The organism is Janthinobacterium sp. SUN206, assembly GCF_030587305.1.
Taxonomy (GTDB): Bacteria; Pseudomonadota; Gammaproteobacteria; order Burkholderiales; family Burkholderiaceae_D; genus Janthinobacterium; species Janthinobacterium kumbetense.
On record NZ_JAPWIB010000004.1, the window covers coordinates 466384 to 484930 of the forward strand.

At 62.3% G+C, this 18547-nt stretch carries 19 protein-coding genes and 1 pseudogene; 7 read left to right on the forward strand and 13 right to left on the reverse strand.

The genetic code is table 11. The annotated features are described in order from the left end of the window. Positions 1–8 precede the first annotated feature (8 nt). From O3300_RS22735 to leuS, 6 genes are all read right to left on the reverse strand, one after another. Positions 9–623, reverse strand: coding sequence for a 2-hydroxychromene-2-carboxylate isomerase (locus tag O3300_RS22735; RefSeq protein ID WP_251351286.1), 615 nt, complete (start codon positions 621–623; stop codon positions 9–11). 10 nt (positions 624–633) lie between these two features. Continuing rightward, the gene (locus O3300_RS22740; protein WP_099666278.1) at positions 634–1071 is read right to left on the reverse strand and encodes a CopD family protein; all 438 of its coding nucleotides are present in this window, start codon (positions 1069–1071) and stop codon (positions 634–636) included. 70 nt (positions 1072–1141) lie between these two features. Further along, positions 1142–2413 (reverse strand): glutamate-5-semialdehyde dehydrogenase, encoded by a 1272-nt coding sequence (locus O3300_RS22745; RefSeq protein WP_305054191.1) that lies wholly within the window; start codon positions 2411–2413, stop codon positions 1142–1144. Between the two features lie 23 nt (positions 2414–2436). Then, a complete protein-coding gene (gene holA, locus O3300_RS22750) occupies positions 2437–3453 on the reverse strand; it encodes a DNA polymerase III subunit delta (protein ID WP_305054192.1) in 1017 nt (338 codons plus the stop codon). Between the two features lie 10 nt (positions 3454–3463). Further along, positions 3464–4063 (reverse strand): LPS assembly lipoprotein LptE, encoded by a 600-nt coding sequence (gene lptE, locus O3300_RS22755; RefSeq protein ID WP_305054193.1) that lies wholly within the window; start codon positions 4061–4063, stop codon positions 3464–3466. Positions 4064–4065: 2 nt separating this feature from the next. Beyond that, on the reverse strand, positions 4066–6705 hold the full coding sequence (gene leuS / locus O3300_RS22760) for a leucine--tRNA ligase (RefSeq protein WP_099666274.1): 2640 nt from the start codon (positions 6703–6705) through the stop codon (positions 4066–4068). Positions 6706–6850: 145 nt separating this feature from the next. Between leuS and O3300_RS22765 the strand changes: the two genes are divergently transcribed. Together O3300_RS22765 and O3300_RS22770 are read left to right on the forward strand one after the other, a co-directional pair. Beyond that, positions 6851–7639 (forward strand): helix-turn-helix domain-containing protein, encoded by a 789-nt coding sequence (locus tag O3300_RS22765; protein WP_305054194.1) that lies wholly within the window; start codon positions 6851–6853, stop codon positions 7637–7639. A 91-nt stretch (positions 7640–7730) separates the two neighbouring features. Continuing rightward, complete coding sequence (locus O3300_RS22770) at positions 7731–8096, forward strand: VOC family protein (RefSeq protein ID WP_305054195.1); 366 nt, start codon at positions 7731–7733, stop codon at positions 8094–8096. Positions 8097–8102: 6 nt separating this feature from the next. Here O3300_RS22770 and O3300_RS22775 read toward each other — a convergent pair whose 3' ends face one another. After that, positions 8103–9008: a LysR substrate-binding domain-containing protein gene (locus O3300_RS22775; protein WP_305054196.1), complete on the reverse strand. Its 906-nt coding sequence runs from the start codon at positions 9006–9008 to the stop codon at positions 8103–8105. A 160-nt stretch (positions 9009–9168) separates the two neighbouring features. On the opposite strand from O3300_RS22775, the gene O3300_RS22780 reads away from it, so the two are divergent. Both O3300_RS22780 and O3300_RS22785 read left to right on the forward strand, forming a co-directional pair. Continuing rightward, entirely contained in the window at positions 9169–10347 is a 1179-nt protein-coding gene (locus tag O3300_RS22780; RefSeq protein WP_035822683.1) for an acyl-CoA dehydrogenase, read from the forward strand. After that, positions 10347–11594 (forward strand): CaiB/BaiF CoA-transferase family protein, encoded by a 1248-nt coding sequence (locus O3300_RS22785; protein ID WP_305054197.1) that lies wholly within the window; start codon positions 10347–10349, stop codon positions 11592–11594. Before O3300_RS22780 ends, O3300_RS22785 begins: the two co-directional genes overlap by 1 nt. Positions 11595–11648: 54 nt before the next feature. On the opposite strand, the gene O3300_RS22790 is transcribed toward O3300_RS22785, so the two are convergent. The 3 genes from O3300_RS22790 to O3300_RS22800 are packed head-to-tail and all read right to left on the reverse strand — an operon-like array spanning position 11649 to position 13460. Continuing rightward, positions 11649–11975 carry a barstar family protein gene (locus tag O3300_RS22790; protein ID WP_305054198.1) on the reverse strand — a complete coding sequence of 109 codons (327 nt, stop codon included), beginning with the start codon at positions 11973–11975 and terminating at the stop codon, positions 11649–11651. Positions 11976–11983: 8 nt separating this feature from the next. Continuing rightward, positions 11984–12793 (reverse strand): 4-hydroxy-tetrahydrodipicolinate reductase, encoded by an 810-nt coding sequence (dapB, locus tag O3300_RS22795; RefSeq protein ID WP_099666270.1) that lies wholly within the window; start codon positions 12791–12793, stop codon positions 11984–11986. Between the two features lie 19 nt (positions 12794–12812). Continuing rightward, a complete protein-coding gene (locus tag O3300_RS22800; protein WP_305054199.1) occupies positions 12813–13460 on the reverse strand; it encodes an outer membrane protein assembly factor BamE in 648 nt (215 codons plus the stop codon). A gap of 196 nt (positions 13461–13656) precedes the next feature. On the opposite strand from O3300_RS22800, the gene fur reads away from it, so the two are divergent. Then, positions 13657–14088, forward strand: a complete 432-nt coding sequence (fur, locus tag O3300_RS22805) for a ferric iron uptake transcriptional regulator (RefSeq protein ID WP_034778781.1) — start codon at positions 13657–13659, stop codon at positions 14086–14088. Between the two features lie 51 nt (positions 14089–14139). Here fur and hrcA read toward each other — a convergent pair whose 3' ends face one another. Further along, the gene (hrcA, locus tag O3300_RS22810) at positions 14140–15156 is read right to left on the reverse strand and encodes a heat-inducible transcriptional repressor HrcA (RefSeq protein ID WP_034745713.1); all 1017 of its coding nucleotides are present in this window, start codon (positions 15154–15156) and stop codon (positions 14140–14142) included. A 102-nt stretch (positions 15157–15258) separates the two neighbouring features. After that, complete coding sequence (locus O3300_RS22815; protein ID WP_251351296.1) at positions 15259–15984, reverse strand: HAD family hydrolase; 726 nt, start codon at positions 15982–15984, stop codon at positions 15259–15261. A gap of 245 nt (positions 15985–16229) precedes the next feature. On the opposite strand from O3300_RS22815, the gene O3300_RS22820 reads away from it, so the two are divergent. Further along, the gene (locus O3300_RS22820) at positions 16230–16829 is read left to right on the forward strand and encodes a hypothetical protein (protein ID WP_305054200.1); all 600 of its coding nucleotides are present in this window, start codon (positions 16230–16232) and stop codon (positions 16827–16829) included. A gap of 3 nt (positions 16830–16832) precedes the next feature. Continuing rightward, positions 16833–17447, forward strand: a complete 615-nt coding sequence (locus O3300_RS22825) for a hypothetical protein (protein WP_251351298.1) — start codon at positions 16833–16835, stop codon at positions 17445–17447. Between the two features lie 186 nt (positions 17448–17633). Here O3300_RS22825 and mmsB read toward each other — a convergent pair. Further along, positions 17634–18542, reverse strand: a pseudogene (mmsB, locus tag O3300_RS22830) (3-hydroxyisobutyrate dehydrogenase); the annotation flags it as partial. Positions 18543–18547: the final 5 nt, after the last annotated feature.

Here is an 18547-nt window from a genome sequence, read left to right on the forward strand (position 1 = left end):
TTGCTTGACTACCCTGCCAGCGCCCGTTCGACAAAATCGAGGCGGTCCTGGCCCCAGTACCCTTCGCCATCGACGATGTACCACGGCGAGCCGAACACGGAAGCGGCGGTCGCTGCCTCCGTGTTGGCGTCGTATTCGGCCTGCACGCTGGCCGTTTCCGACGTTTTCAGCAACTGGCGGCCATCGAAACCGGCGTCGAGCGCGATCTGCACCAGGGTTTCCTCGTCGCCGATGTTGCGCTCTTCCGCCCACAAGCCGCGCATGATGGCGTGCGCCAGGTTCAGCGATGCCTCCACGCCGTGCGCCAGGCGCGTGGCGATGATCAGCTTGGCCGACGCTTCTGGCGACACGGGAAAAAACTTGGGCTGCAAGGTCAGGGGAACTTGCAAAAAGGCCGACCAGCGTGCCAGTTCGGCCAGGCGATACGCCTGGCGCTGCGGTGCGCGCTTGGCCAGCGGCAGGCCGCCCGAGACGCTGAAAACCTTGCCCAGGTCGAAGGGTCGCACGTCGATCTGTGCGCCCGTCTTCGCGGCGATGGCCATCAGGCGTGCGTGCCCCAGGTAAGTCCATGGAGAGTGGGGCGCGAAGAAATACTGCACGACTTTGCTCTGACTTGCACTCATCTCGACTCCCTTAGAAAGGCTTGACCACGACCAGCACGACGACGGCCAGCAGCATCACCACCGGCACTTCATTAAACCAGCGGAACCAGGTGTGGCTGCGCTTGTTGAGACCTTTTTCAAACTTGCGCAGGATGGCGCCGCAGGCATGGTGATAACCGAGCAGCAGCACCACGAACGTCAGCTTGGCGTGCATCCAGCCCGGCATCTTCATGCGGCCTTCGCCCCCGCCGTACAGCATCCACATCAACGCCAACCCCAGCACCATGGCCGGCAGCGCCAGCAGGGACATGAAGCGGTACAGCTTGCGCGCCATCAGCAGCAGGCGCTCGGTAGCCACCGTTTCCGTCTCCATCGCCAGGTTCACGAAGATGCGCGGCAAATAAAACAGGCCGGCAAACCAGGACATGACGAAGATGATGTGGAAGGCTTTGGTCCAGAGAAAGAGCATGGGGTTCCCAGTGTCAGAAGTGGAGAGAAACGAGAGCACGGGCCGCCTTGTGGGCCGCCCGCGAAAGAGACTATTTGCGTACTTCGCCGTGGCCAAAGACCACGTACTTGAGCGAGGTCAGGCCTTCCAGTCCCACCGGGCCGCGTGCATGCAGCTTGTCGTTCGAGATGCCGATCTCGGCGCCCAGGCCATATTCGAAGCCGTCGGCAAAACGCGTCGACGCGTTCACCATCACCGAGGCGGAATCGACTTCGCGCAGGAAGCGCAGCGCATCGCTGTAGTCTTCCGTGATGATCGATTCCGTGTGCTTCGATGAATACTGGTTGATGTGGTCCATCGCTTCGTCGATGCCGTCGACGACCTTCACCGACAGGATCGCCGCCAGGTATTCGGTGCGCCAGTCTTCCTCGGTGGCGGGCACCAGGTGCGGATAGGCAGCGGCGGTCAGGATCGCATGGCTTTCCGGATCGGCGCGCAGTTCCACCTGCTTGGTCAGGTACAGTTCGGCCAGCTGCGGCAGCACGGTCGCGGCGACGGCGCGCGACACCAGCAGCGTTTCCATGGTGTTGCAGGTGCCGTAGCGGTGGCACTTCGCGTTGAAGCCGATATCGATCGCCTTCCTGATATCGGCCTTGGCGTCGATATAGACGTGACAAATGCCATCGAGGTGCTTGATCATCGGCACGGTGGCCTCGTCCATCAGGCGCGCAATCAGGCCCTTGCCGCCGCGCGGCACGATGACGTCCACGTACTGCGGCATGGTGATCAAGGCGCCGACGGCAGCGCGGTCGGTGGTGTCGATGACTTGCACGGCATCGGCCGGCAAGCCGGCTCCCTGCAAGCCCTCGGCCACCAGCTTGGCCAGCGCGCGGTTGCAGTGAATCGCTTCCGAGCCGCCGCGCAAGATCGTCGCGTTGCCGCTCTTGATGCACAGGCCGGCGGCATCCACCGTCACGTTCGGACGCGCTTCATAGATGATGCCGATGACGCCCAGCGGCACGCGCATCTGGCCCACCTGGATGCCCGTCGGGCGGAACTTCATGTTCGAGATTTCGCCGATCGGATCGGCCAGCGACACGATCTGCGTCAAGCCTTCGACCATGGTGGCAATGGCAGCGTCGGACAGGGTCAGGCGGTCGAGCATGGCCGGCGCCAGGCCGGCGGCGGCGGCCGCATCGAGGTCGCGCTGGTTCGCCGCGCGCAGCAGGTCGGCATCGCGCACGATGGCGGCGGCAATCAGGCTCAAGGCGCGGTTACGCGTGGCGCTGTCGGCACGCGCCATGGCGCGCGAGGCGGCGCGCGCGCGCGTGCCCACGTCCTGCATATATTCTGTGATGTCCATGCTCGTATCCATATAGTAAAAAACTAGCCTCGGGCGATCTTCAGGCCCAACTGCAGCATGGCATCCCAGGCATCGCCCGCGTAGCCCTTGGCGCGCAAGCCCTTGATCATCTTGTCCACCTGCGCCGCCTGCTGCAGCGCCGCTTCCAGCACGGGTAGCGAAATGCGCCGCAGGGCCGGTTCCATCATCCGCTCGCGCGGCCCCCAGATGCGGTATTCCTTCAGCAGCGCGCCCAATGGACGCCCTTGCGCCATGCCCGCCTTCAATTTTAACAGCGTGCGGATTTCTTCGGAGACGGCCCACAAGACCAGCGGCAGCGCCTCGCCCTCGCCTTTCAAGCCCTCGAGCATGCGCACCAGGCGCGCCGGATCGCCGGCCAGCATGGCTTCGGACAGCTTGAAGACATCATAGCGGGCCACGTTCAACACCGCGTCCTGCACTTGTTCATACGTCAGCTTACCCACGGCATGCAGCAAGCCCAGTTTCTGGATTTCCTGGTGCGCCGCCAGCAAGTTACCTTCCACCCGTTCGGCGATGAAGTCGATGCTGGCCCGTTCGGCGCTTTGTCCCTGCGCGGCCAGGCGCTGGCCTATCCACGCCGGCAACTGCGCCCGCTCCACGTTCGGAATCTCGATATATACGGCCGCCTGCTGCAGGCTGGCGACCCAGGCCGCCTTCTGCGTGGCCCAATCCAGCTTGGGCAAGGTGATCAGGGTCAGGTTGTCGGGACTGAGGTTTTTCGCGTAGCTTTGCAGCGCCGCGCCGCCATCCTTGCCCGGCTTGCCGGTGGGGATGCGCAACTCGATCATTTTCTTGTCACCGAACAGCGACAGCTCCTGGTTCGCCGCCAGCAGCTCGCCCCACTTGAAGCTGCGCTCCACCGTCAGCACGTCGCGCTCGGAGTATCCCTGCGCACGCGCCGCGCGGCGGATCTTGTCGGCCGCTTCCAGCGCCAGCAGGTGTTCGTCGCTGGTGATCACATACAGCTGCGCCAGCGGCTTGGCCACATGCCCATCGAGCGCGTCTATCCGCAATTGCATGGCGTCCCCGTTACTGCTGCGGGACTGCCGGCGCGACCGGCGTCACGGGCGCCACTGGCGCCACCGACATGGCCGGCAGCACCGGCTTGATGGCGGCCAGGCGGCGCATGATCTGCTGCACCAGGTCGTTGCGCATGTCGCGGTACAGCGCCGCTTCTTCCGTTTCCTTGGCCAGTACCTGCGAGTCGTCGAAGGTGATCGGACGCACCAGGCTGATGGTCGTCGGCGCCAGCAACTGGTTGCCGGCCTTGTCCACCACGCGGAAATTGATCGAATAGCCGAGTTGATACTCTTGTACCCGGCCATTTTTGTTCAGCGACAAAATGGTCTTGGTCTGATTCCTCTCCGGGTCGCTGAGCACTTCAAGGACGGCGTCGGCGCCATCCCTGGTATTCACCACTTCCGTGCTGCCAATGGCGCGGATATAGCGCTTCAGGCCGATCGCCAGCGGCGACGTGTCGGGCAAGCCGATGTACATCGTCGCGAACGGCAGCATGAAACTGCCGTTCGAACCGCGCAAATGGAAGCCGCAGGCCGACAGCAAAACAGTCAGGCCCAAGGCCAGCACGGCGCGGCGGCCCAACAGCGATACGGAAGAGGAAGTCGTCATGATTACACCACGATGCTGATTAACTTGCCTGGCACGACGATGATCTTCTTCGGCGTGGTCTCGACGTACTTCTGCACACTTTCGCACGCCAGCGCAGCCGCTTCGATGCTGGCCTTGTCCGCATCCTTGGACACGGTGATCGAGCCGCGCAGCTTGCCGTTCACCTGGATCATCATCTCGATCTCGGACTGCTCCAATGCAGCCGGGTCGACTTGCGGCCAGGCGACGTTGAGCAGGTCGCCGTGCACGCCCGCGTAGCCCAGTTCCTGCCACAGCACGTGAGTGATGTGCGGCGCGACGGGGTTGAGCAGGCGCAGGAAGATGGAGAAGCCTTCGGCGATCAGCGCCTTCGACTGCGCGCTATCGTCCAGCTTGGCCGATTCCAGCGTGTTGAGCATCTTCATGCAGGCAGACACCACGGTGTTGTACTGGATGCGCTTCAAGTCGTAATCGGCTTGCTGCAGCAGCTTGTGCAATTCGCGGCGCAGGTTTTTCTGCGCGTCGCCCGTGGCCGGTGCGGCGCCGCCGGCCAGCGCGGCTTGAATCGTCGCCGACTGGGCGTAGCCGAAGTTCCACACGCGGCGCAGGAAGCGGTTCGCGCCTTCGACGCCGCTGCCCGACCATTCCAGCGTCTGTTCCGGCGGCGAAGCGAACATGGTGAACAGGCGGGCCGTGTCGGCGCCATACTGCTCGATCTGCGCTTGCGGGTCGATGCCGTTGTTCTTCGACTTCGACATTTTTTCCGTGCCGCCGATTTCCACCGGCTGGCCGTCGGCCACCAGGACGGCGCTTTGCGGACGGCCCTTGTCATCAAGCGACAGGCGCACGTCGTCCGGGTTGAACCAGGTGGTCTTGCCCACCGCGTCCTTGCGATAATATGTTTCGTTGAGCACCATGCCTTGCGTCAGCAGGTTGACGAATGGCTCGTCGAACTTGACCAGGCCGAAGTCGCGCATGATCTTGGTCCAGAAGCGCGCGTACAGCAAGTGCATGACGGCGTGTTCGATGCCGCCGATGTACTGGTCCATCGGCATCCAGTAATCGTTGCGCGCGTCGACCATGGCGTCGTTCGAGCCTGGCGAGGTATAGCGCATGTAATACCACGACGAATCGACGAAGGTATCCATGGTGTCCGTCTCGCGGCGCGCCGGCTTGCCGCACTGCGGGCAGTCGCACTGCAGGAAGGCTTCGTATTTGTTCAGCGGATTGCCCGTGCCGTCCGGCACGCAGTCTTCCGGCAGCACCACCGGCAAGTCTTTTTCCGGCACCGGCACCACGCCGCAATCGGCGCAATGGATCATCGGGATCGGCGTACCCCAGTAGCGCTGACGCGAAATGCCCCAGTCGCGCAGGCGGAACGTGGTTTTCTTTTCACCCAGGCCCAGTTCGGCCAGGTCGGCGGCCACCGCATCGACGGCGGACGCGAAATGCAGGCCGTCGTATTTGCCGGAAGCGACGCAGACGCCGTCCTTGCTGCCATACGATTCCTGCCAGGCGTCCGTCGAGAATTCCTGGCCCTTGACTTCGATGACTTGCTTGATCGGCAGGTCGTATTTCTTGGCAAAGCCGAAATCGCGTTCGTCGTGCGCCGGCACACCCATCACGGCGCCATCGCCGTAGGTGATCAGCACGTAGTTGCCGACCCAGACTTCCACTTGCGCGCCCGTCAGCGGATGGGTGACGAACAGGCCGGTCGGCATGCCCTTCTTCTCCATCGTTGCCATGTCCGCTTCGATCACGGAACCGAGCTTGCATTCGGCGTTGAAGGCGGCCAGCGCAGGATTGCTTTGCGCGGCGTGGATGGCCAGCGGGTGCTCGGCGGCCACGGCGCAGAAGGTCACGCCCATGACGGTGTCCGGACGGGTGGTAAACACATACAGCTTGCCGTCGCCGATCAGGGCGCCATTCGCGTCCTTGATGTCATGCGGGAAGGCGAAGCGCACGCCCGTCGACTTGCCGATCCAGTTGGTCTGCATGGTGCGCACGCGCTCGGGCCAGCCCGGCAGCTTGTCATCCACATATGCCAGCAACTCTTCCGCGTAATCGGTGATGCGCGCGTAGTACATGGGGATTTCGCGCTTTTCGATCAGCGCGCCCGAACGCCAGCCGCGGCCGTCGACGACTTGTTCGTTGGCCAGCACGGTCTGGTCGATCGGGTCCCAGTTCACGGTACCGGTTTTCTTGTAGATGATGCCTTTTTCCAGCATCTTCAGGAACATCCACTGGTTCCATTTGTAGTATTCAGGCTTGCAGGCGGTCATTTCGCGCGACCAGTCGATGGCCAGGCCCATCGATTCCATCTGCTGCTTCATGTGGGCGATGTTCGAATACGTCCATTGCGCGGGCGGCACATTGTTGGCCATGGCCGCGTTTTCCGCCGGCATGCCGAACGCATCCCAGCCCATCGGCATGAGCACGTTGTAGCCATTCATGCGCAAGTAGCGGTACATCACATCATTGATCGTATAGTTGCGCACGTGACCCATGTGCAGCTTGCCCGAAGGGTAAGGCAGCATCGAACAGGCAAAATACTTGCCTTTTGGGAAACGCGGGTCGTGTTCGACGGCTTTATAGGCGTCGATCGCCTTCCAGTGCGATTGGGCGGCTTGTTCGACGTCGGCGGGACTATATTTATCTTGCATGATGTGCGGCCAATAGTGGATATGAACCGAGCATTATACTGGTTGTCGCCGCCCGATAGCGCGGCGCGCCGGCGGCCCGGTCTCGCATATTTCGGCCGGCGCACAATTATGCTATGTCGTATGCAACAATACATATGCCACAATCTTGTTCTTTGCATCAACGCCGACCATGATCGTCTACCAGGAATATCCGCCCATCCCCGCCCTGCGGCCGTGGCTGGACTGCGTCTGGACGTGTCGCGTGCAAACGGGCGCCACGCCCCTGACGCACCAGGTCTTGCCCGACAATTGCATCGACATCCTGTGCCAGGACCAGCAGGATGCCAGCTTTGCCGTGGGCATGATGACGGCGCCGATTGCCGTCCTCAGCCAGGGTCTCGTGCAAACGGTGGCGGCCCGCTTCAAGCCGGGCGCGGCGGCACACTTTTTCCAGCTGCCGTTGTGCGAACTCAGCGATGGCCGCACGGGCTTGCAGCAACTGTGGGGCCGCGAGCTGGCGGCGCGCCTGGCTGACGCCCTGTGGAGCGAGTCCTTGTCCAATGCGCAAAGAATTTCTATTTTGCAAGATTATCTGCTGCTGCGCCTGCGCACCGCGCCGCCACGGCGCCAGGCCGGCGCGGCCGAACATGCCATCGCGGCCATCGAGCGCGCATCCGGCCAGGTGCGCGTGGAGGGCCTGGCGCAGCAACTGGGCGTATCGCGCCAGCACCTGGCGCTGCAATTTCGCCAGCAAGTCGGCATCAGCCCGAAGCTGTTTGCCCGCATCTGCCGTTTTCGCGCCGCCAGCCAGGGCCTGACAAGCCTGGCGGGACAGCCGGACTGGGCGCAAGTGGCCTTGCAATATGGTTATTTCGACCAGTCGCACCTGATCCACGACTTCCAGGATTTCACCCGCAGCTCGCCCGAGGCGTGGCTGACGGGCCGGCGTGCATGACCACCTTCCATTTTTCCAATCGCGCGGCGCGCGCCGGTGGCATCATGGCGCAAGGTACTTCGCCGACTATTTCAACCAACAGGAGCAGAACATGATCAAGGGCTTGCGCACCGTCACCTATCCCGTCCCCGACCTGGACAAAGCCAAGGCCTGGTACAGCCAGGTATTTGGCACGGCGCCGTATTTCGACCAGCCGTTCTATGTCGGCTTTGCCATCGGCGGCTTCGAGCTGGGCTTGCTGCCGGGCGGCGAAGCGGGCACGCAGGGCAGCGTGACGTATTGGGGCGTGGACGGCATCGAACAGGAAGTCGAGCGCATCGTTGCGCTGGGCGGCACCCTGCACCACCCGATCACGGACGTGGGCGACGGCATCCGCACGGTGGAATTGCTCGACCCGTTCGGCAACCAGATCGGCCTGATCGACAATCCCCATTTCGATACGGCCAAGGTGGTTTGAATTGCCTCAGGCCGCTTCGCCCTGCAGCCATAGCCGGAACTGCTGCAAGGCCGTCTTTTCATGCGCCGTTTCAGGCGTGATCAGGTAATACGCGCGCTGACCGCGCAGTGGGCGCTCGCATGCGATCTGCAATTCGCCACGCGCCAGTTCCGCTTCGACCAGCATGCGTGGCAGTAAGACCACGCCCTGCCCTTGCACGGCCGCCATGGCCAGCATGGAAAACAGTTCGTAGCGGGCGCCGTAGTGCGCCCCGTCGCGCCCCTCGCCCTCGACCTGCATGGCGTCAAACCACTGGCGCCAGGCGCCCGGGCGCGTACTTTGTTGCAACAAGGTCAATTCCAATAAATCCTGCGGCTGCCACTGACTGCGCGCCGCCAGCAGGCGGGGGCTGGCGACGGGCACGATTTCTTCGTGCATGAGCAAGGTGGCGCGCGTGCCGGGCCAGCGCGCCAGCTGCTCGGGCGTGCCCGCGTACAGGGCGCCGTCGTATTCCGTATCGGCAAACATGAACGGTTTTGTATAGGCGTCGATATGCACGACGATGTCCGGATGCAAGTCCGCCAGCGAAGACAGCCGCGGCATCAGCCAGCGCGTGGCAAACGTGGGCACGGAAGCGAGCTGCAAGGCCCCGCCGCCGCCCTGGCGCGCCATGGTGTCGAGCGTGTCGCGCTCCAAGCCATCGAGGCGGGCGGCGATCTGCCGTGCATACGCGGCGCCGGCACTGGTCAGCAGCACGCCATGGCGCGTGCGCTGAAACAGTTGCACCCCAAGAAAAGTTTCCAGGGACGAAATCTGGCGCGACACGGCGCTTTGCGTCAGCGACAGTTCGCGCGCCGCATGCGTGTAGCTCTGGTGGCGCGCGGCCGCCTCGAAGCAGTTCAGCGCTTGCAGCATGGGGATTTTGCGTGACATGGGAATATCCGGCCGGTAAAAGAACGCCAGTATGCCGCAAGATATGCGTAGCACGCATGTCTGGGTGCGAAAAAATCGTTTGCGCAAGGCTAGGCAAAAACCTACCATGAGCCATATTCAATCTTGCGCCGATCACCGGCGCTCACCTGCGAGGCCTGTGATGAGCAAAACCGTATTCGACTGGAATTCCCCCCTGCTGCTGGAAGAACAACTGACGGGCGACGAACGCGCCGTGCTGGAAGCGGCCCGCGACTATTGCCAGGGCAGCCTGGTGCCAAGGGTCCTCGAATCGTTCCGCCATGGCCGCACGGACGCCGCCATCTTCCGCGAAATGGGAGAACTGGGCTTGCTGGGCACGACCATTCCCGAGGAATACGGCGGCGCCGGCCTGAACTATGTTTGCTACGGCCTGGCCGCGCGCGAAGTCGAGCGCGTCGATTCGGGCTACCGCTCGATGATGAGCGTGCAATCGTCGCTGGTGATGGTGCCGATCAACGCCTTCGGCAACGAGGAAACCAAACAGAAATACCTGCCGAAACTGGCGACGGGCGAATTCATCGGCTGCTTCGGCCTGACGGAACCGAACCACGGCTCCGACCCTGGCAGCATGGTCACGCGCGCGCGCAAGGTACCGGGCGGCTATAGTCTCTCCGGCGCCAAGATGTGGATCACCAACAGCCCGATTGCCGACGTGTTCGTCGTCTGGGCCAAGGATGATGAAGGCGCGATCCGCGGCTTCGTGCTGGAAAAAGGCTGGAAAGGCCTGTCGGCGCCGGAAATCCACGGCAAGGTCGGCTTGCGCACCAGCATCACCGGCGAAATCGTCATGGATGAAGTATTTTGCCCGGAAGAAAACGCCTTCCCGGACGTGCGCGGCTTGAAAGGCCCGTTCACTTGCCTGAACAGCGCCCGCTACGGCATCGCCTGGGGCGCACTGGGCGCGGCAGAAGACTGCTACCTGAAAGCACGCCAGTACACGATGGACCGCCAGCAATTCGGCCGCCCTCTTGCTGCAAATCAACTGGTGCAAAAGAAACTGGCCGACATGTTGACGGAAATCACCATGGGCTTGCAAGGCTGCTTGCGCCTCGGCCGCATGAAGGATGAAGGCTCGCCGGCCGTGGAAATCACGTCCATCATGAAACGCAACAGCTGCGGCAAGGCGCTGGACATTGCCCGCGTGGCGCGCGACATGATGGGCGGCAACGGCATTTCCGACGAGTTCGGCGTCATCCGCCACCTGGTCAACCTGGAAGTGGTCAACACCTACGAAGGCACGCACGATGTGCACGCGCTGATCATCGGCCGCGCCATCACCGGCATCGCCGCGTTCAACTAATGGACGCCTTGGCTTCCACCCTGCGGCCCGCACCGCTGACCGGCTTGCGCGTGCTCGACCTGTCGCGCGTGCTGGCCGGCCCGTGGGCCGGGCAAATGCTGGCCGACCTGGGCGCCGACGTCGTCAAGGTTGAACAGCCGGGCCGCGGCGACGACACGCGCTCCTGGGGGCCGCCGTATCTGAAAGACGAGGATGGCCGCGACACCGCCGAGGCCGCCTACTTCCAGTGCGCCAACCGCAACAAGCGTTCCCTGTGCATCGACCTGGCCGCCCCGGAAGGGCAAGCCCTGGTGCGCCGGCTGGCCGCCGAGGCGGACGTGCTGCTGGAAAATTTCAAACTGGATGGCTTGAAGCAATACGGCCTCGATGCGGCCAGCTTGCTGGAACTCAACCCGCGCCTCGTGTATTGCTCGATTACCGGCTTCGGCCAGGATGGGCCGTACGCGGCGCGCGCCGGCTATGACTTTTTGATCCAGGGCATGGGCGGCTTGATGAGCATCACGGGCGTGCCCGATGGCCAGCCGGGCGCCGGACCGCAAAAAGTGGGTGTGGCGCAGACGGACATCCTGACGGGCTTGTACGCCACCATCGCCGTGCAGGCGGCGCTGGCCGAACGGGAACGCTCGGGCCTGGGCCAGCATATCGACCTGGCCTTGCTCGACGTGCAAGTGGCCGCGCTGGGCAACCAGGCCGCCAATTACCTGTGCGGCGGCAAAGTGCCCCAGCGCATGGGCAATGCGCATCCAAACATTGTTCCATATCAAGACTTCCCCACGGCCGACGGCGACATGATTCTGGCGATCGGCAACGATGGACAATTCTCGCGCTTTTGCGCCGTCGCCGGCCATCCGGAATGGGCGCAGGACGAACGTTTCGCCACCAATCCGCAGCGCGTGGCGCACCGGGCGATCCTGATTCCGCTGATGCGCCAGGCCACGGTCATGCGCACGACGGCCGAGTGGATCAGCGCCTTCGAGGCGCAAGCCGTGCCGTGCGGCCCCGTCAACCGCATCGACCAGGTCTTTGCCGACCCGCAAGTGGTGGCGCGCGGCTTGAAAGTGGAGATGCCGCATCCGACGGCGGGCACGGTGGCGCTGGTGGCCAATCCCGTGCGCCTGTCGGCTTCACCGGTGCAATACCGCTTGCCGCCGCCATTGCTGGGGCAGCATACCCAGGAGGTGCTGCAGCAATGGCTGGGCCTCGATGGCGGCCAGATCGACGGTTTGCGCGAACGCAAAGTCGTCTAAAGAAAAACGCCGGCCAGTGGCAACACTGTCCGGCGTTTTTTTATCGATTCAGCCTTATTTCAGCACCAGTTTCAGCGCCGGTTTTTCACCGTAATCTTCATAGCGCTCATTGATGCCGGCGATACAGAACGTGATTTCTTCCAGTAAATCAGGCACTTGCGCCTTCATGCTTTCGGCGTCCTGCACCACGATGTCGAGCACTTCGTTCGGTTTCAAACGGAACTGCGTCATGTTTTCGTCGTCGCGCAGATAGCTGAGGCAATCGACCCAGGCATCCATGCTGTTGCCGTAAAACTCGGGGAAACCGAAGGCTTGCACGCATTGCGCGTGAAAGCTCGCTGCGTCGGTGATGTCTTTTCCATTCAGGATGGCAATGGCCATGGTCTTCCTCAGTTCTTCAGCGACAGCACATCCTGCATGTCGAACAGGCCGGTGGGCTTGTCGGCCAGGAAACGCGCGGCGCGCAGGGCACCGTGGGCATAGGTGACGCGGCTGCTCGACTTGTGGCTGATCTCGATGCGCTCGCCGATGCCGGCAAACAACACCGTATGGTCGCCCACGATATCGCCGCCGCGGATGGTGGCAAAGCCGATGGTCGACGGGTCGCGTTCGCCCGTCACGCCTTCGCGGCCGTACACGGCGCATTCCTTCAAGTCGCGTCCCAAGGCACCGGCCACCACTTCACCCATTTGCAGGGCCGTGCCCGATGGCGCATCGACCTTGAAGCGGTGATGGGCTTCGATAATTTCAATGTCGTAGCCTTCGGACAAGCTTTTCGCGGCCAGTTCCAGCAATTTCATGGTGACATTCACGCCCACGCTCATGTTCGGCGCGAACATGATGGCCGTCTTTTCGGCGGCGGCGGCAATGGCGGCCTTGCCAGCGTCGTCGAAACCGGTGGTGCCGATGATCATCTTGATGCCGTGCTCGGCGCAATACGCCAGGTGCTGCAAAGTGCCTTCCGGACGCGTGAAATCGATCAGGAAGTCGGCGTTCGCCAGGCCCTTCGCCAGGTCGGACTGCGTCAGCACGCCGGCCGGCTTGCCGAGGAAGGCGGCCGCATCCTGTCCGATCGATGGCGAACCGGCACGGTCGAGCGCGCCGGCCAGCACGGCGTCGGGCGCATTGCTGACCGCTTCGATCAGGATATGGCCCATGCGGCCGCTGGCGCCAGCGATGGCAATTTTCAGTTCAGTCATTTTATTCTCTTACAGCAACTTATTTGGTGGGTTCGGCAGCAGGTGCAGGTGCAGGTGCAGGTGCAGGTGCAGGCTCGGCGGCAGGTGCAGGCGTCACTTCCGGCTTGCTCACAGGAATGGCAGGGGCGGCATCGGCCGGCACGGGCACGGCGCTCGGCGCCACGGGCGACGGCACGGCGGCGGCTGGCGCGTCGGCCTTGGCGACCTTGGCGAACGGCGACGGGCCGGCGATACGGTCGATGTATTCTTTCTCCGTCGGCAAGTTACCGCCTTCGAAACGTTCAACCTTGCCATCCTTGCCGAAGTACACGACCACGCGGCTGCTGGTGGTTTCGCCACTGCCCCGTGCCAGGCGGAATGGATAATCCCAGCGGTCGGCATGGAAGATATCGGTCAGCAGCGAGGTGCCGAGGACGAAACGCACCTGATCGCGCGTCATGCCCACTTTCAACTGGGCCAGCATCTCTTCAGAGACAAAGTTGCCTTGTTGAATGTCAGGACGGTAGGGCGAGAAAAACCACATGAATTTCTGCAGCGGCGTAATGGTGGTCGTTTGTGCGCCCTGTTCGGGAACCAGTTCCTTGCCTTCTTTTTGAGCAGCTGCCGGCTTTTCGCCCAGGATGCCACGGTTGGCGCAGCCGGACATGGCCAGCGCGACACAGACCATGCCTGCCAAGACTGGTGCTCGAAATGGAATACGGTGCCAGAGAGATGGCAATACAGCCGGTGTTACGCGCATAAATGACCTCAATTGGATGAACAAAACGCCAGGAGTGACCGGCCCGCCAAAAAAAAGCATATTTTGGCACTCCCCGACAAAACGCTATATGATAAAGCACCTGACCCACATACGAGCAACAAACATGAGTAACAATCCTAGTGATCTCAAGGCAAGCGGCCTGAAAGCCACCCTGCCACGGCTGAAGATACTCGATATCTTCCAGAGTAGCCCGGTACGCCACCTGACCGCGGAAGACGTCTACAAGATTCTGCTGGCCGACAATATGGATGTCGGTTTGGCAACTGTCTACCGCGTCCTCACGCAATTCGAACAGGCCGGCTTGCTCAATCGCAACCATTTTGAAACCGGCAAGGCGATTTTCGAGCTCAACGAAGGTTCCCACCACGACCATCTGGTGTGCCTCGACTGTGGCCGGGTCGAAGAATTCTTCGACGAAGACATCGAAGTGCGCCAGCAAAAAGTGGCCGAAGAGCGCGGCTTCAAGATCGCCGAACACGCTTTGGCCATCTACGGCAACTGCATCAAGACGGCTTGCCCGCACAAAACAGCCTGACCCAAGCCGGCCGTTTCCGCAAGGGAACGGCCGGCGCGCCAGGCAGTACGATCAATGATGGCTCAGTGCGCTTGACAGCAGCTTGGCCGTGATATCGACGATCGGGATGACGCGCTCGTAAGCCATGCGCGTCGGCCCGATCACTCCCAACGTTCCCACGATCTTGCCGTTGACTTCATACGGCGCCGTCACCACGCTCATCTCATCCATCGGCACCAGGTTCGATTCGCCGCCGATAAAAATCTGTACGCCCGTCGCCTTGCTCGACACGTCGAGCAACTGCATCAAGCCCGTTTTTTGCTCGAACATGTCGAACATCTGGCGCAGCGAATGCATGTTCGACGACAGATCGCTCACGCTGAGCAAGTTGCGCTCGCCGGAAATCACCATGTCATCGCTATGGTCCGCCATCGCTTCGCTGCCCGCTTCCACGGCCGCCTGCATCAAACTGCCCATATCGTCGCGCAACTGGCGCAATTCGCCCTGCAGGCGCACGCGCACGGCATCGAAGGACAGGCCGCCATAATTCTGGTTGATGTAATTGGCCGATTGCACCAGTTGCGCCGGCGTATAGTCGGCCTCCGTCAGCAATAAACGGTTCTGCACGTCGCCGCCGGGCGCAACGATGACGAGCAGGATGCGTTTTTCCGACAGGCGCAGGAATTCGATTTGCTGGAACACGGATTCGCGGCGCGGACTGAGCACGACGCCGGCAAATTGCGACAGCGACGACAGCATCTGCGCCGCGTTGGCGATGGTTTTTTGCGGTTGCGGCGTCTGCAGGCGCATGCGCGATTCCACCAGGTGCTCGTCCAGGTGCCGCACGGTCAGCAAGGTGTCGACAAAGATGCGGTAGCCGCGCGGCGTGGGGATGCGTCCGGCCGAGGTGTGCGGACTGGACACATAACCGAGCTCTTCCAGGTCGGCCATGATGTTGCGGATCGTGGCCGGCGACAGGTCCAGGCCGGAAATTTTCGACAAGGCGCGCGAACCGACCGGCAGGCCGTCGGCGATATATCGCTCGACCAGGGCTTTCAGCAGTGTTTGGGCACGTGTATCGAGTTGCATGGTGTTTTATTTAGGCAAGTATTTTGTTAAGCAAGCGGCAACGAAAGCGGCCGAACGTGCGTCAACAGCGCCTATTATGCACGTTCGCCCGGCCTGCGGCGATCAATCTTCCAGTTGCCCTTGCAACCACAGCAACAATTCATCAAAGTTGGCGCAGATGGCGTCGGGCTGCACGCCGGCGGCCAGGTGCGCATCGCTGCCCTTGCGGTTCATCCAGACGGCGCGCATGCCCGCCCCCTGCGCTCCCGTCACGTCGAAATACAGGTCGTCGCCCACATACACGGCTTCATGGGGCGCGACGTCCAGCGCGGCGCAAGCTGCCAGGAAGATGCTGGCGTCGGGCTTGGCCACGCCAAAATCGCTGGCGGCGATCGATACCTTGAAATGCTGCGCCAGGCCGATAATGTCAAGGTCCGCATTGCCATTCGAGATCGAACCGACCAGCATGCGCTGGCGCATCCAGGCCAGGCCCGGCAAGACGTCGTCATAGGGCTGGACGCGGTTGCGCGCGGCCAGGAATTGCAGGATAGCGCCGTCGACCAGGGCGGGATCCTCGCCGGCAGCCTCGAAGGCGGCCAGCAAGCCCGCGCGGCGCAACTCGATCAGGTTGCCATGGAAATGCGGTTGTTCCTTGAGCATGGCCAGGCGGTGCTGGCGCAGCACCTCGATGGAAAACTGCCGCGCCACCTTGGGCGCATGCGTGGCCAGCCAGTCGTGCAGCAGGGTTTCCGCGGCGGCGATCACGGGCGCGATGGGCCACAAGGTATCGTCGAGGTCGAACAGGATGGCCTTGGGCGGCACGGCGGGTTTTACGGGGGCAAGGGACATGGGACTCACAATGGGATGCTGCGTCACGCTGCGCAGGATGCGTCTATTGTCGCACCGATCGACGCCGCCGGCATGGCTGCGCCCCCGTGAAATGGGGCCGGGCCAGCGCTTCCCGGCGAAAAATTGTTACAGGGTGATACAAGGCAAGGTCATCCAGCTTGCCAGATAGACTAAAATAGGCGCCATTCCAATGCGGCGCCAGCGTCCGCGTTGCGCTACCCAACTTAATTCGTTTTGGAGAATGTATGAAAAATTTGTACCTGCGCTCGATGCTGGCGGCGGCTTGCGCCGTCACCCTGGCAGCCTGCGGCGGCAGCGGCGGCAACCTGTATCTGCAAGTCTCAGTCAGCGGCCTGGCCAAGGATGGCCTGATTCTCCTGAATGACGGGGAACGCTTGCCGGTTCCTGTGGGCCAGGGCACCGTCGTCTTCACCAAGCTGGTCAAGAACGATGACCGCTACAATATTACCATCGCGGAACAGCCCAAGGGCGCCGTTTGCACCATCGCCAATGGCGCCGGCAAGGCATCGAGCTATTCCGTGAACACGGCCTTGGTGAGCTGCACAACCAACAGCTACCCGCTGAATGGCACGATCACAGGCCTGACCGCCGATGGCTTGCGCCTGGTGATGGGCCCCAAAGGCATCACCCTGTCGGCTGGCGCCACCGCCTACACATTCACTTCGGTAGCTGACGGCGCCCCGTACGGTATTTCCATACTGACTCAGCCAACGGGCCTGACGTGCCGCTTCCAGGGTTCAAAGAGTACCGACGCCAGCGATACGGTCGGCACGATGGGCTCTGCCGCCACGACCGCGGCCACACTTGACTGCACGCCGCAGTAATCCTTGCGATCCGTCACCTATTTTTTGGAGAAATACATGAAGTTATCCTGCTTGCGCCCACTCGCCGCGCTGCTGCTGACCCTGGGACTGGCCGCTTGCGGCGGCAAGGCCTCGTATGAGGTCGGCGGAACGATCTTTGGCTTGACCAATGAAGGGCTGATCCTGGCAAATGGCAGCGACACCCTCCCGGTTCCTGCGGGCAAAACGTCGTTCACTTTTATCAAGCGCATCGACTATGGCACCGACTACAACATCACCTTCAACAAACAACCGGCCCACATGACTTGCAGCATCAGCGGCGGTTCCGGCTCGGCTGGTCATTACATCAATATCAGCGCCGCTGTTACTTGCTTGCAAAACAAATATACCGTGGGCGGCACGATTTCCGGCCTGACCGTGGATGGCCTGGTGCTGATTAACGGTAGTACAATAACAACGGTGGCCAAGGACACCACGACGTTTACCATGGCCGGCCCAGTCGACTATGGCGACACCTATGCCGTCAGCGTCTCCGTTCAGCCGAAGGGTCTGCAGTGCGACCTGGCCCCAGGTACCGAAAAAGGCACCATGGGCGAAGGGAATGTAACGGCGGTGAAGATAGCCTGCAAACCCGTCTGAGTTGCGGCAACGGTAGCCGCCAGGCGGCTACCGGGAAGAGATATCATGGAAATCTATAGTTGATATTCCAAAGATAAATTGGAGTTATATGTGGCGATGCAGCATAATGCATCTGTCTCCTCCAACTCTTCCAAGAATTGGATTTAGCCCGCTTTTACCAGCGGGCTTTTTTTTGCCCAGAATTTCTCACGCGGGTTTATTCAAGCCCGGCTGCAACATCTGCACGATGCTGGAAAAATCCTGCTGCGCATAACCGGCTTGCGCATGCATCTGGTACATCTGACGCACCAGGCCGCCCAAGGGCGTGGGCGCGTTCGCCGACAGGGCCGACTGCTGCGCCAGGCCCAGGTCTTTCAGCATCAGCGCCGTGCCAAAGCCGCCCGTGTAATTGCGCGACGCGGGCGTACCGTCCATGACGCCGGGCCACGGGTTGTACACTTCCAGGGTCCAGTTGCGGCCCGAACTCTTGGCCATGATGTCGGACAACACTTTCGGGTCCAGGCCATGCGCCACGCCCAGGTTCAACGCTTCGGCCGTCCCCGCCATCAAGATGCCCAGCAGCATGTTGTTGCAAATCTTCGCCACCTGGCCCGCGCCCGCCTCGCCCGCATGAAAGATGTTCTTGCCCATCTTTTCCAGCAGGGGACGCGCCTGCTGCAAGGCCGCTTCGCTGCCGCCGACGATAAAGGTCAGGGTGCCGGCCGCCGCGCCCGCCGTGCCGCCCGAGACGGGCGCATCGATCATGGTAAAGCCCCGCTCGCTGGCCGCCTGCGCCACTTGCCGCGCCACATCGGCGGCGATGGTGCTGCAATCGATGAACAGGGCGCCCGGCTTGGCCGAGTCCAGCACGCCGCCCGCCGCCAGGTACAGCTCCTGCACGTGCTTGTTGGCTGGCAACATGGTGATGACGGCGTCAGCCGTCTGCACGGCCGCGCTGGCGGACGCGGCCGCCGTGGCGCCCGCCTCGACGAGCGACGCCACGGCCGCCGGCGTCAGGTCGAATACGGATACGTGGAAGCCGGCGGCCACCAGGTTGCGGGCCATCGGCGCGCCCATGTTGCCCAAGCCGATGAAAGCGATATGTTGCATTTTTAAAGTCT